Annotated in this window: 16 protein-coding genes; 10 read left to right on the forward strand and 6 right to left on the reverse strand. The window is 27.9% G+C overall.

What is annotated here, in order from left to right; all coding sequences use genetic code 11:
* Positions 1-15: 15 nt before the first annotated feature.
* Complete coding sequence (locus QIA00_RS02120) at positions 16-564, reverse strand: 2'-deoxyribosyltransferase (RefSeq protein WP_316257194.1); 549 nt, start codon at positions 562-564, stop codon at positions 16-18.
* A 95-nt stretch (positions 565-659) separates the two neighbouring features.
* A complete protein-coding gene (gene rsmI / locus QIA00_RS02125) occupies positions 660-1,355 on the reverse strand; it encodes a 16S rRNA (cytidine(1402)-2'-O)-methyltransferase (protein WP_316257195.1) in 696 nt (231 codons plus the stop codon).
* Positions 1,356-1,544: 189 nt separating this feature from the next.
* Here rsmI and QIA00_RS02130 point away from each other — a divergent pair, with 189 nt between their 5' ends.
* A complete protein-coding gene (locus QIA00_RS02130; protein WP_316257196.1) occupies positions 1,545-1,862 on the forward strand; it encodes a hypothetical protein in 318 nt (105 codons plus the stop codon).
* A gap of 29 nt (positions 1,863-1,891) precedes the next feature.
* Here the strand turns inward: QIA00_RS02130 and QIA00_RS02135 are convergent, their stop codons facing one another.
* Complete coding sequence (locus tag QIA00_RS02135; RefSeq protein ID WP_002557021.1) at positions 1,892-2,281, reverse strand: DUF1893 domain-containing protein; 390 nt, start codon at positions 2,279-2,281, stop codon at positions 1,892-1,894.
* A gap of 113 nt (positions 2,282-2,394) precedes the next feature.
* Here QIA00_RS02135 and QIA00_RS02140 point away from each other — a divergent pair, with 113 nt between their 5' ends.
* The 3 genes from QIA00_RS02140 to QIA00_RS02150 all read left to right on the forward strand — a co-directional run bounded on the left by QIA00_RS02140 (position 2,395) and on the right by QIA00_RS02150 (position 4,578).
* Positions 2,395-3,000 (forward strand): YigZ family protein, encoded by a 606-nt coding sequence (locus QIA00_RS02140; RefSeq protein ID WP_316257197.1) that lies wholly within the window; start codon positions 2,395-2,397, stop codon positions 2,998-3,000.
* A 109-nt stretch (positions 3,001-3,109) separates the two neighbouring features.
* Positions 3,110-3,862 (forward strand): ParA family protein, encoded by a 753-nt coding sequence (locus QIA00_RS02145; protein WP_316257199.1) that lies wholly within the window; start codon positions 3,110-3,112, stop codon positions 3,860-3,862.
* 2 nt (positions 3,863-3,864) lie between these two features.
* The gene (locus QIA00_RS02150; protein WP_316257200.1) at positions 3,865-4,578 is read left to right on the forward strand and encodes a hypothetical protein; all 714 of its coding nucleotides are present in this window, start codon (positions 3,865-3,867) and stop codon (positions 4,576-4,578) included.
* Positions 4,579-4,833: 255 nt separating this feature from the next.
* On the opposite strand, the gene QIA00_RS02155 is transcribed toward QIA00_RS02150, so the two are convergent.
* From QIA00_RS02155 to gyrB, 3 genes are all read right to left on the reverse strand, one after another.
* Positions 4,834-5,616 (reverse strand): ParB/RepB/Spo0J family partition protein, encoded by a 783-nt coding sequence (locus QIA00_RS02155; RefSeq protein ID WP_316257201.1) that lies wholly within the window; start codon positions 5,614-5,616, stop codon positions 4,834-4,836.
* Positions 5,617-5,732: 116 nt separating this feature from the next.
* Positions 5,733-8,165: a DNA topoisomerase (ATP-hydrolyzing) subunit A gene (gyrA, locus tag QIA00_RS02160; RefSeq protein WP_316257202.1), complete on the reverse strand. Its 2,433-nt coding sequence runs from the start codon at positions 8,163-8,165 to the stop codon at positions 5,733-5,735.
* Between the two features lie 11 nt (positions 8,166-8,176).
* Positions 8,177-10,081, reverse strand: a complete 1,905-nt coding sequence (gene gyrB / locus QIA00_RS02165) for a DNA topoisomerase (ATP-hydrolyzing) subunit B (RefSeq protein ID WP_316257654.1) — start codon at positions 10,079-10,081, stop codon at positions 8,177-8,179.
* Between the two features lie 187 nt (positions 10,082-10,268).
* Here gyrB and dnaA point away from each other — a divergent pair, with 187 nt between their 5' ends.
* From dnaA to yidC, 6 genes are all read left to right on the forward strand, one after another.
* Positions 10,269-11,726 (forward strand): chromosomal replication initiator protein DnaA, encoded by a 1,458-nt coding sequence (gene dnaA, locus QIA00_RS02170; RefSeq protein WP_316257203.1) that lies wholly within the window; start codon positions 10,269-10,271, stop codon positions 11,724-11,726.
* A 238-nt stretch (positions 11,727-11,964) separates the two neighbouring features.
* The gene (gene dnaN, locus QIA00_RS02175) at positions 11,965-13,122 is read left to right on the forward strand and encodes a DNA polymerase III subunit beta (protein WP_316257205.1); all 1,158 of its coding nucleotides are present in this window, start codon (positions 11,965-11,967) and stop codon (positions 13,120-13,122) included.
* 90 nt (positions 13,123-13,212) lie between these two features.
* Positions 13,213-13,512, forward strand: a complete 300-nt coding sequence (locus QIA00_RS02180) for a hypothetical protein (protein WP_316257206.1) — start codon at positions 13,213-13,215, stop codon at positions 13,510-13,512.
* A gap of 91 nt (positions 13,513-13,603) precedes the next feature.
* A complete protein-coding gene (gene rpmH / locus QIA00_RS02185; RefSeq protein WP_002557032.1) occupies positions 13,604-13,759 on the forward strand; it encodes a 50S ribosomal protein L34 in 156 nt (51 codons plus the stop codon).
* Positions 13,740-14,087 (forward strand): ribonuclease P protein component, encoded by a 348-nt coding sequence (rnpA, locus tag QIA00_RS02190; RefSeq protein ID WP_316257209.1) that lies wholly within the window; start codon positions 13,740-13,742, stop codon positions 14,085-14,087. The genes rpmH and rnpA overlap by 20 nt, the downstream gene beginning before the upstream one ends.
* Positions 14,084-15,718 (forward strand): membrane protein insertase YidC, encoded by a 1,635-nt coding sequence (gene yidC / locus QIA00_RS02195; RefSeq protein ID WP_316257210.1) that lies wholly within the window; start codon positions 14,084-14,086, stop codon positions 15,716-15,718. The genes rnpA and yidC overlap by 4 nt, the downstream gene beginning before the upstream one ends.
* The last annotated feature ends 10 nt before the right edge of the window (positions 15,719-15,728 follow it).

Here is a 15,728-nt window from a genome sequence, read left to right on the forward strand (position 1 = left end):
AGCACGATAAAAACATTAACAACCACACTTTTCATTAACAGGCAAAGTTGTAAAAATTTTTTTTAATTTATTTTCCAATTTAGCTTTTAAATAATCAAAAAAGGTTCTGAAATTTTCATTATCTCCTTTAAACTTAATCCACAATTCTTTAAAGGTTAAAATTCCCTCCCTAAGGTCCTTGTAATTAGAAAAAGCAGCAGTACAGTCACTATACATTAAATTATAAAAATCAGAATCTTGTTTATCTTTAAAAAAATCTATACTTGGTATTTTTTTAGCAAAGGCAAATCCTCTTTCATAGGCCGTACCTGCATCAATATAATTAACCAAAGCTAAAACAATGTCGCTACTAACTAGCTCTTTTAAATCTATTTCTCTTATTTTCTCTCTTATATCTCTATTTGCAAACTTATAATCAACCTTCTCAAGCAATCCCATCTTTTTGACAGCATGATGTTCTGGAGAAAATACATCTAAATTAAACTCTTCAAGAAATTGCAAAACCTCATCCCTTAGTTTAATTTCTTCTTCCTTAAAAAATGGAGAAGCTAAATAAATTTTCATAAAAAACCCCTATCAAAATTCAAGTATAACACAATAAATCAATCGGGTAAAATAAACAATAAATAAATTTTTGAAATCTAGATAGCAAACATTTACTATGCACGATTTCTGCTGACTAAAATAGTAAACTCTCCTTTAACCTTCTCCTTGCTCGATTCAAAATACTTTTTTAATTCTAAAGGTTTACCAATTTGATATTCTTCATAAATTTTTGTCATCTCTCGACCAATAAGAACCTTCGCATCTAAATTAACAGAAGAAATTTCAACAAGCAATTTTAAAATTCTATGACCAGATTCAAGCAGAACAAAAGCATCTCCCCTTTTATATAGCTCAGCAATTCTTTTAAATCTTTTAAGACCTTTGTTGGGCAAAAATCCCTCAAAAAAAACTGATTTATCTCTAAAAGGATTAACACTTACAATTGTATTAAAAGAACTTACTCCAGGAATTGGACAAACTTTGTATCCATCTCTAAAAGCAGCAGCAACTAATAAGTTACCAGGATCACTAAGCCCCGGAGTACCAGCATCACTAACAAAAGCAACAGAATTTCCTTTTGACAAATAATTCAATAGCAAATCTATCTTCTTACGTTCTGTTACGGAATTACAAGAAATCATTTTTTTATTAATTTTATATCGCAACAAAAGCTTGCTAGTGACTCTCGTATCTTCTGCAAAGATAACATTTACCGATTTTAAAACATCAATTGCTCTATAGGTAATATCTTCTAAATTGCCTATTGGCGTACCAACAATATATAACACGGCTCCCTCTAATGCCTCCAAAACCAAAAATAAATAAAATATATTAAAAGCATTTTTCTTAATGACAAAAATCTAAAACCCCTTATTCACCAAATACAAGAATAAGACATAAGTTATATTTTATATGTCTATCAAAATACTTGCTTTTGTATTACATTTAGTTATATCATTAAGTATTAATGATTAAAAGCTGAAAGAAAGGGACAATTTATGTTTGCATTAATTAGAAAAATATTTATGATCTATTTTCTATGCATTACTCTTGCAGGTTTTGCCATGATTTTTATTGACAGCAAATTTACCGAACAGCCTAATGTTAAAGAGAATCAAAGCAAAATTAATCAACATACAATTGAGCCCAATTTAATCATGTTTACATCTTCTATAGGAGGATTTTTAGGCGTTTATGCTGGAATTTGGATTTTTAACTATGATAAAAGCAATTTTTACCTAAATTGGGGAAATTTAATAATATTAATATACAACATAGCCCTAATTATCACTGTATACTCAAAGTCACATAATTAGCTAAAACATAGCTCAATTATTTTCATACTTTATAAATTATTAACTATAATACCTCTTTTAATCATATACTTATAAACCTCTTCGGGATTTTCTAAGCTTTCAATCAAGCTTTCTGCCCTGTCATTTATTTTTTCTACCAATTTTTTATAAGCCACTTTTATTCCTCTGCTTTCTAAAAAATCCTTTGCTGGTTGAGAAACAACCCCAGCTTGAACATTTTGAAGCCCTATATTATAAATAATAACGGCTGCTGCCTTGCCCACGACTTTATCATAAATTTCAAGTCCTTCTTTATTCTGGATGTACTTATTGATAAAATTATCTACTTCTAAAAGAGGCTTCAATCCTCTTTCCATGTTAGAATAAAGTATTTTATGATCTTTAAATAACCTTAATGTTGGATTCAAGCCTGATATCATTTTTACCTCTTTCCTGGATATTTCTAACAATCAATAATAAAAACAAACACTATTAATAATATACATAAACAATAAATACTGCAACATCTAAAAAGATAGTATACTTACGTTATATGATATTTGTGCCAAAAAACAATAATAATTCTAAAATTGAAATAAAGAAATCCATCTTTGTTTCATATATTTTTAATATTGGAAAAAAAAACGATATAAATAAAACTATTAAAAAATACAAAATAAAATTTAAAAATGCTACGCACGTGGTTTATGGATTTAGAATCGGAAACAAGAATTCATTTCTAAATGGAATGAGTGATGACAGAGAGCCTAATTTAACAGCAGGAAAACCCACATTGGATGCAATAATAAACAATAATTTAACTGATACCTTAATAATCACATTACGATATTTTGGAGGCACTTTACTTGGAAGAGGGGGATTAATCAAAGCATATTACAACTCTGCCAAAGAAGTTATTAATAATACATCTATAATAGAAAAAGAGGAATTAGAAACTTTAAGCTTAAATTTAACTTACAACCAATACAATGCACTATTAAAAATGAAAAATAAACTTGAAATAGAAATAATAGATTCAAACTTTTTAAACAAAATAAACACTTCAATTAAATTCAAAACAAAAAATAAACAAAAAATATCGGAATTTTTTATAAAAAATGGTTTAATTCAAGAAATTTTAAATTTTAATATAGAATAATATGCATGTCAAATAATCAAATATTTAAAAACTAATTTAAAGTATTATTATTTTTATCATTTATGCTTTAAAATATAAAAACAAAGCTAAATAAAAAGAGAAAATTTATATGAAAATAATATCTGTAATCAATCAAAAAGGAGGCGTAGGAAAAACCACAAGCGCCATTAATATTTCTTATTCAATGACCCTGCTTGATAAAAAAATTCTTCTAATAGATATTGATTCACAAGGAAACTCTACTAGCGGCACAAACACCTCAGAGCATATAGCCGTAAACTCAAGTTATGAACTTATTAGCAAAAAAATAAAGGTTAAACCTTTAAATCATTTTAAATTAGACATAATTCCTTCTAGTATTAAATTGGCTTTGCTCGAAAAAGAATTAATAAATGAACTTTCAAGAGAAAATTTTTTAAAAACTGCATTAAAACTGTATGAAAAAGATAAATATGATTTTATTATTATCGACTGCCCTCCCACACTTTCAATATTAACTATAAATGCCCTTATTGCAAGCAATTACTTGTTAATACCAATTGAAACGGAATTTTTTGCATTTGAGGGCATAAATCAACTAATAGATACAATAAATACTGTGAAGCAAATAAATAAAAATTTAGAGATTGCAGGTGTTTTTATAAATAAATACGATATAAGGAATAAAAGTAAAGAAAAATATGTAAACTCGTTAAAAAAAGTTTTTAAAGAAAAGCTTTTAAATACAAAAATAAGGAAAAATATAACTATTTCGAAATCTCAAGAAGCAAAAATGCCTGTATATGAATATGATAAAGAAAGCAATGCTGCAAAAGATTTCTTAGCACTCTCAAAAGAGATAATAAACAAAATTAAGGAATAAGTATGTCTGACAATTTAGAAACTTTAATGTTTCTAATGGGCAAAAAATTAGAAACATCTTCAAACAATTCAGAAAATATTGAAAAAAAAGAAATTATTTCGATCGAAAAAAAAGACTTCGACTACAATAAGCTAGATAAAGATATTTCTGAATTCTTAAAAAAGAAGCAATATGAAATTTTCAATATTTTCAACAACACTTATACAAAAATTGGAAAAATACTCAAAGATGTTCAAGATAAATTAAAAGGAAATAATCAATATAACGGGCTTTTTTATCAGTGGTTTAAAAGTATGGGATTTAAAAAAGATAAGGTTTACTCCTTAATATCAAGATACAATCTGCTTATCGAAAATTCCGACAAGCAGCTAACTATAGAAAAATTACCTTTATCATTATCATATGAAATATCTAAAAAATCTTGTCCCCCTATTTTAAAAACCGAAGTTCTAAATGGAAAAATAAATTCTTTAAAAGAATTTAAAATTGTTTATAAAAAAAGTTTTGATTTAAAAGATTCACGCAAATCATTACTTAATAAAAACGAAAAATATGAAAATGACATAAAAGAAACACTGGATTTTATATTAAAAAATATAAAAGAATTTAAAAATATCGAATTTAACAAATTAAGGCAAGAAAACTTGAAATTATTGTTTCATTCTATTTTAGAAATAAAGAAAAAAATACAATATATTAAAAATAATTCTATCTAAATTTACAACTGGGCCAATAAGAATATATAAAATATATTCTTATTGTTTGTTTTTTAAATATTATTTTTTTGCTTTTAAATTTAACTACAAATAAAAAATATAGACTTTGTCTTTCATTTAAAGCTCAATTTTTAAAAAATTAAACAATTTTAAAACAAGTTTGAAAAATTTATGTATTGTGACAAATACCTAGGAATAAAAACCCTTATAAAATTAAGAAAAGATATTTTACAATCTTTAAATTATAAAAATAATTTAGCTACTATGGCCAAAAAAGGAAACAATCCTTTTTAAATCACTCGAAGTAAAATACTCTATCTCTATTTTGCCTTTATTTTGATTCCCTTTAATATCTATTTTTGTTTGAATTTTATCAAATAGAAATTCTTTTATGGTGTTTAAAAAAGGATCTTGTTCTAGTTCTCTTTTTTTTACTATGGATTTGGAAAAATTTTTAACATATTTTTCTGCATCCCTTACAGAAATTTTTTTTTTAAGTATCATTAAATAAAGATTATACCTGTCTTGTCTATCTTTTAAGGATAAAATAACTTTAGCATGCCCAAAAGAAATTTCTTTCCTATGTATTGCATTTAATATTTCTTGCTCAAGATCTAAAATCCTAACTAAATTTGAAATATAGGTCCTACTTTTGCCAATTTTTTCAGATAAATCCTTTTGAGTTAAAGAATATTTATTCATTACATTTTTATAGGCATAAGCCTCCTCAACAGGAGTAAAATTTTCTCTTTGAATATTTTCAACCAAGGGCATAAAATCTCTATAGGATTCTTTTATTTTAACCTCGATAACAGGAATATTTGTCATCTGAGCAAGCTTAGCGGCCCTAAACCTTCTTTCTCCTACTATTATTTTATATCTATCATTTACTTTACAAACAATCAAAGGTTGCAAAATTCCATTTTCTTTTATGGAAATACTTAGTTCTTCTAATTCAACAAGACTAACAGATTTCCTTGGCTGATCATTATCAATATCTAGAAGATGAATATCTATCATTTTAAAAACTCCATCCATATTATCAGAACCTCCTACAACACAAAATTTTACCAGGTTATAATATTGAATTACAATTTAAGAATAAAAAAAGGATGTTCCACGTGGAACATCCTTGAATAAAAAAAATCAATTCTTTATTTAATAAATTTTGAAACAGAAATCAAGCTATCATTATCAAGGAATAATACTTGAATTCCTCTAGCATCTTTGCCTTGTTCAGATACTTTTCCAGCTACTGTTCTTAAAGCTTTTGAACGTTTACTTACAAGCAAGATTTCATCATCCTCTGAAACTGCTATAGCATCAACAACACTACCCGCTTTTTTATCAGATTTTTTATAACTAGTATAACCAGTGGCTCCTCTTTTAAGCTCAGATATTTTAGACATGCTTAACCTTTTGCCATACCCATTCTCAGAAACAATCAAGAGATAGGGATTTTCTCTAACCGCCAAAGCTTTAACAAACAAATCACCTTCTTTTAATTTCATTCCACAAACACCTTGGGTACCTCTATTAGTAAGCCTAACATCCCTTGAATTAAATATAAATGCACTACCCTTTTTAGAAAGACAAATTACTTTTTCATCCTTAAAAACAATTTCTGCACTCGTAACAAAATCTTTATCATTAAGTTTAATAACAATAACACCTCGTGACTTTACTGCTTTAAAATCTATAGATTCAAATCTGGCTATCTTTCCGCTTGCAGTTGTAAGCAATAAATAAGCATCATCAGTAAAATCCTTACTATTCTTAATAGTCAATATTTCTTCTTGATCTCCCAAATTAATAAGCTCACTAATATTTTGACCTTTTGAAGCTCTGGAAGAATCTTTTATTTCATAAGCATTGATCAAATAAAGCTTTCCTTCGTTTGAAATCATAAACAAATAATCATGAGTATTGACACACAAAGCAATAACAATCTCATCTCCATCATTTAGATCAAACGAACTAAGACCTTTTCCTCCCGTACCTTGTAATTTATACTCATTTTGTGAAAGTCTTTTAAGGAAACCTTTCTTTGTAAGCATAACAACAATATTTTCTTTTTGCATTAAATCCGACATACTAGTTTTTAAAACCTCCTCATCATAAATTATTTTAGTTCGACGCTCATCGCCAAATTTCAAACCTAAATTAATAGTTTCTTCTTTTATAATATTAATAATCCTTGCTGGATTCAAGAGAATATCTTCATAATCTTTTATTAAGCCTAACAGCACATTAAGCTCCTCTTCAAGCTTAAAAATCTCAAGAGCTGTAAGTCTTTGTAACTTCATATCAAGAACTGAATTGGCCTGAATATCTGAAAGACCAAAATTTGAAACAAGCTTCTCTTTTGCATCTTTTGCCAATTTAGATGATTTAATAATCTTAATAACCTCATCTATATTATTTAAAGCAATATTTAATCCCTCAAGAACATGCGCTTTCTCTTTTGCCTTTTTTAATTCAAATTCAATACGTCTTTCGATAATATTTTTTCTATGCTCAATAAATTCAAATAATAATTCTTCTAAATTCAACTGTTTAGGAATACCATTAACAAGAGCTAAATTATTTATACTAAAATGCTTTTTAAATTCAGTATACTCATAAAGCAAGTTCATAATAACATGAGGATCAAATCCTCTTTTGACTTCAAGAACTATTCTAATGCCTTCTCGATCAGATTCATCTCTTATGTCTAAAAGTCCTTCCAACTTTTCTTCTTTTGCTAAAAACGCAACTTTCATAAGAAGTGCAGATTTATTTACCGTATAAGGTATTTCTGTAACAATTATAGCATTTCTATCTTCTGTTCTTTCTTCAATATGATATCTTGCCCTAATAACAACACTTCCCTTGCCCGTTTTGTATGCTTTAATTAAATTATCATTATAAACAATCTCCCCAAAAGTTGGAAAATCAGGACCTTTAACTATCTTAAGCAAATCAAATATAGAAGCATTCTCATTATCCAACATATAAACAATAGCATCACAAATTTCCCTTAAGTTATGAGGTGCCATATTAGTAGCCATTCCAACAGCAATTCCACTAGAGCCATTTACCAAAAGAAATGGAAATGATGAGGGCATAATCTCAGGCTCGCTTAAAGAATCATCATAATTAGACTTAAAATTAACAGTCTCTTTGTCTATATCCTTAACAATATATTCAGTTATTTTTTCCATTTTAGCTTCAGTATATCGCATAGCAGCAGGGGGATCTCCGTCAATAGATCCAAAATTTCCCTGCCCCCGTATTACAGGATATCTAAGTGAAAAATCTTGAGCAAGTCTTACAAGAGCATCATAAATTGATTGATCTCCATGAGGATGATATTTCCCAAGAACATCTCCCACTATTCTACCAGCTTTTTTAAAAGCTTTATCAGAACGAAGCCCCATCTCATACATAGAATAAAGTATTCTCCTGTGAACTGGCTTAAGACCATCTCTTACATCTGGAAGAGCTCTGGAAACAATAACTGACATTGCATAATTTAAATAAGACGTTTTTATTTCATCTTCTATCTTAACATTTAATATTTGTTCTTTATTTTCTCCAACTGCCATTAACTCTCCAATTACACATCAAGATTAATTACATTAAGTGCATTCTGTTCAATAAATTCTTTTCTGGGTTCAACCAAATCTCCCATAAGAGTAACAAAAGTTTTTTCAGCTTCAATAGCATCATCTATATTCATCAACCTCATTTTTCTTCTAGCAGGATCCATAGTCGTTTCCCAAAGCTGCGTTGGATTCATCTCCCCAAGCCCTTTATATCTCTGAAGAGAAATGTTGCTGCGATTTTTAGTTTCAATAGAATCTAAAAATCTTTCTTTTTCTTTCTCTTCATAAAAATAATAAATACGATGGTCATACTTTATTTTATAAAGAGGAGGCATGGCTATATATATATATCCACTTTTAATTAACTCTCTCATATATCTAAAGAAAAAAGCTAAAAGCAAAGTTCTAATATGAGAACCATCAACATCAGCATCTGCCATAATAATGATCTTGTGATAACGAAGTTTTTTAATATCAAAAGTTTTACCAACTCCTGCACCAAGAGATGCAATTATGGGAATAAGCTTATCATTGGTAATTACCTTATCTTCTCTTGTTTTCTCAACATTAAGCATTTTCCCCCATAATGGCAAAATGGCCTGAAAAAATCTATTTCTACCCATTTTAGCACTTCCTCCTGCAGAATCACCCTCTACAATATAGATTTCTCTTTCTAAAGGATTTTTAGAGGCACAATCAGCCAATTTTCCAGGCAATGCCAAGCTTTCAAATGCATTTTTTTTTCTTTCTGATTCTCTTGCTTTTCTTGCAGCTTCACGAGCACGAGCAGCTTTTATTGCTTTTCCTAGAATAGTATCTATCTCTAAAGGATTTAAATTAATAATTTCCAATAACTGCTCATACACAACGACCTCAACTATTTTTCTTATCTCAGAATTACCAAGCTTACTCTTCGTTTGACCCTCAAATTGAGGTTCTGGAACTTTGACAGAAATAACAGCTGTAAGCCCCTCTTTAAAATCATCTCCTGTAATATTTGGAATATCTTTTTTGCTAATTTTTGAATTTTTAAAAGCTTCATTCATAGCCTTAGTAAGTCCACTTTTAAAACCCATAACATGAGTCCCCCCTTCTCTTGTATTAATATTATTAACAAAAGAAAGAATGTTATCAGAATAGCTTTCTGTCCATTTAAGCCCCACATTAACAATAACATCATTAATAAAACCGTCAATATAATAGGGTTCTGATTGAAAAGCTTTACTGTCATTGGTTAAATAATCTACAAAAGATTTTATCCCACCCTCAAAATAAAATTTTGAAGATTTTTCTTTACCAATTCTTTTATCTTCAATTGAAACGTGTATTTTATCATTCAAAAAAGCAAGTTCTTTAAGCCTTTTTTCAAGAACATCAAAATTATAATCTAAAGTTTCAAAAATTTCAGAATCCGCTAAAAAAGTAACTTTGGTTCCTGTAACAGAAGATTCTCCCACAACTTCTACTTTAGAGGTTGGAATACCTTTTGAAAAAGTTTGCCTAAAAATTTTCCCATCTCTATTAACATAAACCTCTAAAAACGATGACAGCGCATTTACAACCGAAATTCCAACGCCATGAAGCCCCCCAGAAACTTTATAAGTACCTTTATTAAACTTGCCACCAGAATGTAATTTTGTTAAAACAAGTTCAAGGGCACTAACACCCTCCTCTTCATGAATATCGGTAGGAATCCCTCTCCCATTATCAATTACGGTTATAGTATTATCTAAATTGATAATAACATCTATTCTATCACAAAACCCAGCTAAAGCCTCATCAATACTATTGTCAACTACCTCATAAACCAAATGGTGCAACCCATTAACAGAAACAGAGCCTATATACATGCCAGGCCTTTTCCTAACAGCCTCAAGTCCTTTTAAAACTTGAATGTTACTAGCAACATAATTCATAAACCTTCCATTCATTTAATCAAAATCTAGACACAGATAAATTCTACATTAAAAAAAAAATAATATCTATTATATAGAAAGTACTAAAAACTTTTAAAAATTCACATACAATTTAGATAGAATCCTAATTTAACATTATACTATATAATGTTAAAAGTATAGTGCTAAAACCAACAAGGACAAAAAAATGGAAAAAGCGAAAAATATATGGAGCTTGATTTTAACAGAAATAAAAAAAGAACTATCAGAAGAAGAATTTTATGTCTGGTTTGAAAATTTGTACTTTTTAGAATCAACAGGTGACAATATTAAAATATCTACTCCAAATTTATTTCATAAAAATCAAATAGAAAAAAGATTTACAAAAAAAATTAAAGAAATCCTCACAAAAAATGGCTACAATAATGTAGTCATTGTATTTACAAATCAACCACCCAAAATTCATTACAACAAGCAAGAAAGCAAAAAAACGGCTTTTAACGAAACTTTTTCCAATTTCGACAAGCCCAAAGAAAAAGCACCCTCCAAAGAACCAATTCAAAGCATTCAAGATCGTATAAAAATGTACATCAAAAAAGAAGAAGAGCCAACAAATTTTAAAAACCCCTTTCTTAAAAAAAGATATACATTTGAAAATTTTATCATAGGACAAAACAATAAGCTTGCATACAATGCCAGCTTGTCAATCTCAAAAAATCCTGGGAAAAAATATAATCCATGTCTAATTTATGGCGGGGTTGGGCTTGGAAAAACACATTTGCTTCAAAGCATAGGAAACAAGACAGAAGAACTACATCATGACCTTAAGATATTATATGTTACTGCTGAAAATTTTTTAAATGAATTTGTAGAAAGCATAAAAACACATGAAACAAAAAAATTTAAAAAAAAATATAGATATTTAGACATGCTACTTATTGACGATATCCACGACTTACAAAAAAAAGAGGGTATACAAGAAGAGCTGTTTCACACATTTAATGCCCTTTATGAAGACAATAAACAATTGGTATTTACGTGTGACCGACCTCCTTCTGAGCTTACAAATTTTACAGATCGATTAAAAAGTAGATTCACAAGGGGACTAAATGTTGATATATCAAAACCTAATTTTGAACTCAGAGTAGCTATTGTCGAAAAAAAAGCAGAAGAGGACGGAATAAATGTCCCTAAAAATATTCTAAATTTGGTTGCTCAAAAAGTTACAACCAATGTAAGAGACCTTGAAGCTGCTGTAACAAAACTAAAAGCATATATAGATTTGGATAATATAGAAATTGACATTGACATTGTTGAAAAAATAATCAAAGAAATAATAATTTACGAAAAAGAAACAACCAATGAACAAAGTAATAAAATTAATATCGAAAATATAAAAAAAATACTCTTAAGAGAGCTGAAAATTACACACAAGGATATTGAGGGACATAGCAAAAAACCAGAGATAACAAAAGCTCGGCATATTTATGCATACCTTTTAAGGAATTTTACAGAGCTATCAACAGTTGAAATTGGGAAAATTATTGGAGGGAAAACCCATTCAACAGTGCTTTATTCGATAAATAAAATAGATAGAGACAGAAATAATGATAAAGAAATTAACAATTTAATCACAGAACTTATGAACAAAATAAAAAAAAACTAAACTTAATTGAAAAATCAAAAATTTTTTAAACAATTGTAACAAATAATTTATCAAAAAAATGACAAAAAACAACACATAATTAAACAAGATATTTCATTGCATTACATAATATTAAATACAATTAAACAATCAAACAGGGACTTACTACTATTACTACTATATATCTATAAAGACCAAAAATTCAAACCCTATAAAATCTTGCAAAGATAAAATGTAATACAATATATAAGGAGGCATTATGCTACATAACACATTTTTTATTTGCGAAACAAATCAAATTATAGATGAAATAGAAAAAGCAAAGGGAATAATATTGAACAGGAATATGAATGATATTTGGAGTGCATTGTTAATGGAGGTAAAAAAATCCAATCTCATAATCAAATCAACAGACAGAAATATATTTTTTGAAAGCACAATTTCAATTGTCTCAGCAGCAGATTTTAAAGTCTTAATTAATGCTTCAAATTTTTATGACGCAGTAAAGGCATTCAGTTTTTATAAGAAAATCAAAATAGTTTTTAATGAGAACAACAGCAAATTGGAAATTATGGGAGAATTAAAAGATGAAAAAGAAGAATATGAAGATCATTTAAAAGAACCCACTTTTTCATACGAAGAAATAGAAAATTATAATTATGATATGGTTAATGAAGATTACACTTTTGAAATTGAAGTAAAACAAAAATCTTTTAAAAAAGTAATAAATAGAATAGCTTTTTCAGCACATTTTGATGAATCCAAGAATGTATTAAATGGTGTTTATTTTTCAAAAGATGAAGATTCTAAATTACTCCTTGTTGCCACCAATGGTCACAGAATGTCTATTTGTAAAACGGAAGTTATAGTTGAAAAAGATGTAAATTTTATAGTTCCTGTAAAAATATTTAATTTCTTAAAACATCTTATGTCAGGAGAAGGTATGGTTAAAATAAAATCTTCAGATAAAAAATTTTATGTTGAATTTGATAATTATAAAATAGCTTGCAGCCTAATTAATGGCAATTATCCAGATTACAAGAGCATTATACCCAAAGAACAGAAAAATAAATCTTTAGTTTCGCTAAGCATTCTAAAAGATAGACTTGCTAGAGTCAATTTATATGTTGATAAATCAAGAAAGTTGGTTTTAACTTTTTCTGAGCTGCAATTAAAACTTCTTGGAGAAGATTTGATTACTGGAAGAAAAGGTGAATTTTTCATTAAAGATCCTAACTATCTGTATGATGGAGAAGCTGAGGTAATGGCTATTAATATTTCATATTTTGTTGAAGCTATTAATGTCTTTGAAACCTCAAAGATAGAAATACAATTTAATTCGGGCAATGTATTAAAATTGAGCGAACCTGAAAATTTTAATTTTACGCACTTGATAATGCCTATGTCTTTAGGTTAAAGTGAATTATTGATGCTGTTTTGAATATTAAAATAAGCTTTTCTAGGTTTATTTAATATTGTTTTTTGCATTGTGATATAAAAGGTTTCTATGAATGATTCTGCTTTTAAAAAAATAGGTAATGTTCTTAAAAATTATTTAGAATCTAATTTGCTTGTTAATAAAAAAATAAGTTCAAAATTATTGATTGCTGATAAATGGAATCAGATTTTTGAGACTTTATCAGACGATGTAAAATTTTTAGATTTTAAAAATGAGAAGATCCTTTTTCTTGAGGTAAGCAATTCAAGTATTTTGTATAGTATATCAATCGATAAGTCGAAGATATTAAATTCAATAAAAGAATTGACAGGCATTAAAATAATAGATATAAAGGTTTTAGTAAGGTAATTATTATTGACAATTACATTTATATGCTATACCATGGTAGTGTTCAATTTGTAGCTTGGCAGCATAAAATTGTTTTTAATGGAGGAGCGTTTTGAAAAGAACTTATCAACCCAGCCGTGTTAAAAGAAATAGAAAATTTGGGTTTAGAGCTAGAATGAAAACTAAAGGTGGAAGACTTATTCTTTCAAGGCGAAGGGCAAAAGGAAGAATGAAATTAACTGTTTCTGATGAGAAAAAGAAATATTAGTTTAAAATCAAAAATAGAAATTCAAAAAATTTTCAAAGAAGGCAATCTGATTAGATTTAGCAATCTTAATCTTAAAATGTTCTATAAATCAAATCATTTAGTTTATTCTAGGATTCTTGTTACTTTTTCTAAAGGTTTTAAGGGATCTGTTAAAAGGAATCGCATTAGAAGACTTTTTAAAGAAGCTTTTAGAAAAAGATTAGAATTGTTAGAGGTTATAGCTTTAGATATTATTTTTGTAGTTTCTTACAGCAAGTTAACTTTGACTTATTTTAGTATTGAATCTCTTATGAAAAGTTTGATTTCAAGGTGTGAGGGGCATAGGTGAATCAAAGTAGAAGAATTTTAAGGACAGTTTATTTGTCTTTATTTTTAATAGGTCTTTTTATGCTTATTAATGATATTTTTTCTTCAAACATTTTAGGCTCTAAGTCTTCTGACAAGGAAGTGCGGTTTGATTTAAACAAAAGTTTTGATGATAATGAGATGTTGTCAGGTAAGAGCAATGGCTTTAATTTGATTAACAAGTCTCAAGATATTGTTGTAGAAACAGGGATATATGTTGTTACTTTTTCTACATTTAGAGGAAATTTGGTTTCATTAAAGCTTAAAAATCATTTAAATTTGGAAAAAAATCCTACAGATTTGATTAATATTGATTACAAAAATGAAACTTTTTTTGATGTTAGTTTTGACTATTTAGTAGAGGATTTGTTTTTATATAAAAAGATAGATGATTTTAATCATGAATTTAAAGCTTATTTTAAAAGTAATGGTAAAACTTATGAATATGCAAAGAAGTATACATTTTCGAAAAAAAATGAGTACTTGATTAAATTTAAAGTTACTGTAAATGGTCTTGAGGATTATAACTTATTTGATACTGATTCTTATAAAATTATTTTTAGTTCTGAAATTGAAAGGTTGAGTGATAAAGCAAAGCTACAATATAATAATTATTTATCTCAAATAATTTATTATGATAATAAGCTTAAATATGGTAAAGATGGTCTAAGGATTAATAATCCCAGATGGATTGGTTCTAGTACTAAGTATTTTGGGGTGTTAGTTTCTAAAGAAAATATGGAAGTTGAATTTAAGAAGGAAAGAGGAATTCTTAAATCGTTTATTATTAATAATGTTAGAAATAAAAAAAATATTAGCGACGAGTTTTTTATTTATGCTGGGCCTAAGGATAATAGGTATCTAGACATCTTTGACAAGAGCAGTGACAATACCTTTGGTTTATCTGATATTTCTTTTGGAATGTCAGTGGAAAAGAGTTTGTGGTATTTGATCCAAGTTCCCATGCAAATGGTAATGCAAGTTTTTTATGATGTTATACCTAATTGGGGGCTTTCAATTATTTTTTTGACAATTGTTGTTAGAATACTTATATTTCCTTTGACATTTAAAGGATTTAGAGCCACTGCAGAGCTTTCCAAGCTTCAACCTAAAATGAAGGAGCTTCAACTAAAGTTTAAGCATGATCCCAAGAAGTTGAATGAAGAGATGGGAAGGCTTTATAAAGAAGAAGGAGTTAATCCTCTTGGGGGGTGTCTTCCTGTAATTTTACAGCTTCCTATATTTTTTGCTCTTTATTCGCTTGTAAATAATTTATTTTTATTAAGAGGAGCTAGTTTTATTCCAGGATGGATTGATGATTTATCTATTGGGGACAGTGTATATCATTTTGGATATAAGCTTTATTTTGTTTCTTGGACCGATATTAGAATTTTGCCTTTTATTATGATGTTTACTCAATTGGGATCTACAATTGTTAGTTCTAATATGGATTTAAAAAATCTTGGAGCGCAGCAGAAATTTTTATATTTTGGAATGCCTATTATGTTTTTTTTCATACTTTACAATATGCCATCAGGGCTTTTGATATATTGGATTACAACAAATATTTTTACTATTTTGCAACAATACTATATAAAGATGCATTTGTCTTAAAGGGGGAATA

The sequence above is a fragment of the Borreliella americana genome, assembly GCF_032595795.2.
GTDB classification, from domain to species: domain Bacteria; phylum Spirochaetota; class Spirochaetia; order Borreliales; family Borreliaceae; genus Borreliella; species Borreliella americana.

What these genes read in the sequence shown, in the direction of transcription:
- dnaN (WP_316257205.1), top strand. Translation starts at nt 11,965, where the DNA reads ATGCTACATAACACATTTTTTATTTGCGAAACAAATCAAATTATAGAT.
- QIA00_RS02180 (WP_316257206.1), top strand. Translation starts at nt 13,213, where the DNA reads ATGAATGATTCTGCTTTTAAAAAAATAGGTAATGTTCTTAAAAATTAT.
- QIA00_RS02150 (WP_316257200.1), top strand. Translation starts at nt 3,865, where the DNA reads ATGTCTGACAATTTAGAAACTTTAATGTTTCTAATGGGCAAAAAATTA.
- gyrA (WP_316257202.1), bottom strand. Translation starts at nt 8,165, where the DNA reads ATGGCAGTTGGAGAAAATAAAGAACAAATATTAAATGTTAAGATAGAA.
- QIA00_RS02135 (WP_002557021.1), bottom strand. Translation starts at nt 2,281, where the DNA reads ATGATATCAGGCTTGAATCCAACATTAAGGTTATTTAAAGATCATAAA.
- dnaA (WP_316257203.1), top strand. Translation starts at nt 10,269, where the DNA reads ATGGAAAAAGCGAAAAATATATGGAGCTTGATTTTAACAGAAATAAAA.
- QIA00_RS02155 (WP_316257201.1), bottom strand. Translation starts at nt 5,616, where the DNA reads ATGGATGGAGTTTTTAAAATGATAGATATTCATCTTCTAGATATTGAT.
- QIA00_RS02120 (WP_316257194.1), bottom strand. Translation starts at nt 564, where the DNA reads ATGAAAATTTATTTAGCTTCTCCATTTTTTAAGGAAGAAGAAATTAAA.
- QIA00_RS02130 (WP_316257196.1), top strand. Translation starts at nt 1,545, where the DNA reads ATGTTTGCATTAATTAGAAAAATATTTATGATCTATTTTCTATGCATT.
- gyrB (WP_316257654.1), bottom strand. Translation starts at nt 10,081, where the DNA reads ATGAATTATGTTGCTAGTAACATTCAAGTTTTAAAAGGACTTGAGGCT.
- QIA00_RS02145 (WP_316257199.1), top strand. Translation starts at nt 3,110, where the DNA reads ATGAAAATAATATCTGTAATCAATCAAAAAGGAGGCGTAGGAAAAACC.
- QIA00_RS02140 (WP_316257197.1), top strand. Translation starts at nt 2,395, where the DNA reads ATGATATTTGTGCCAAAAAACAATAATAATTCTAAAATTGAAATAAAG.
- rnpA (WP_316257209.1), top strand. Translation starts at nt 13,740, where the DNA reads ATGAGAAAAAGAAATATTAGTTTAAAATCAAAAATAGAAATTCAAAAA.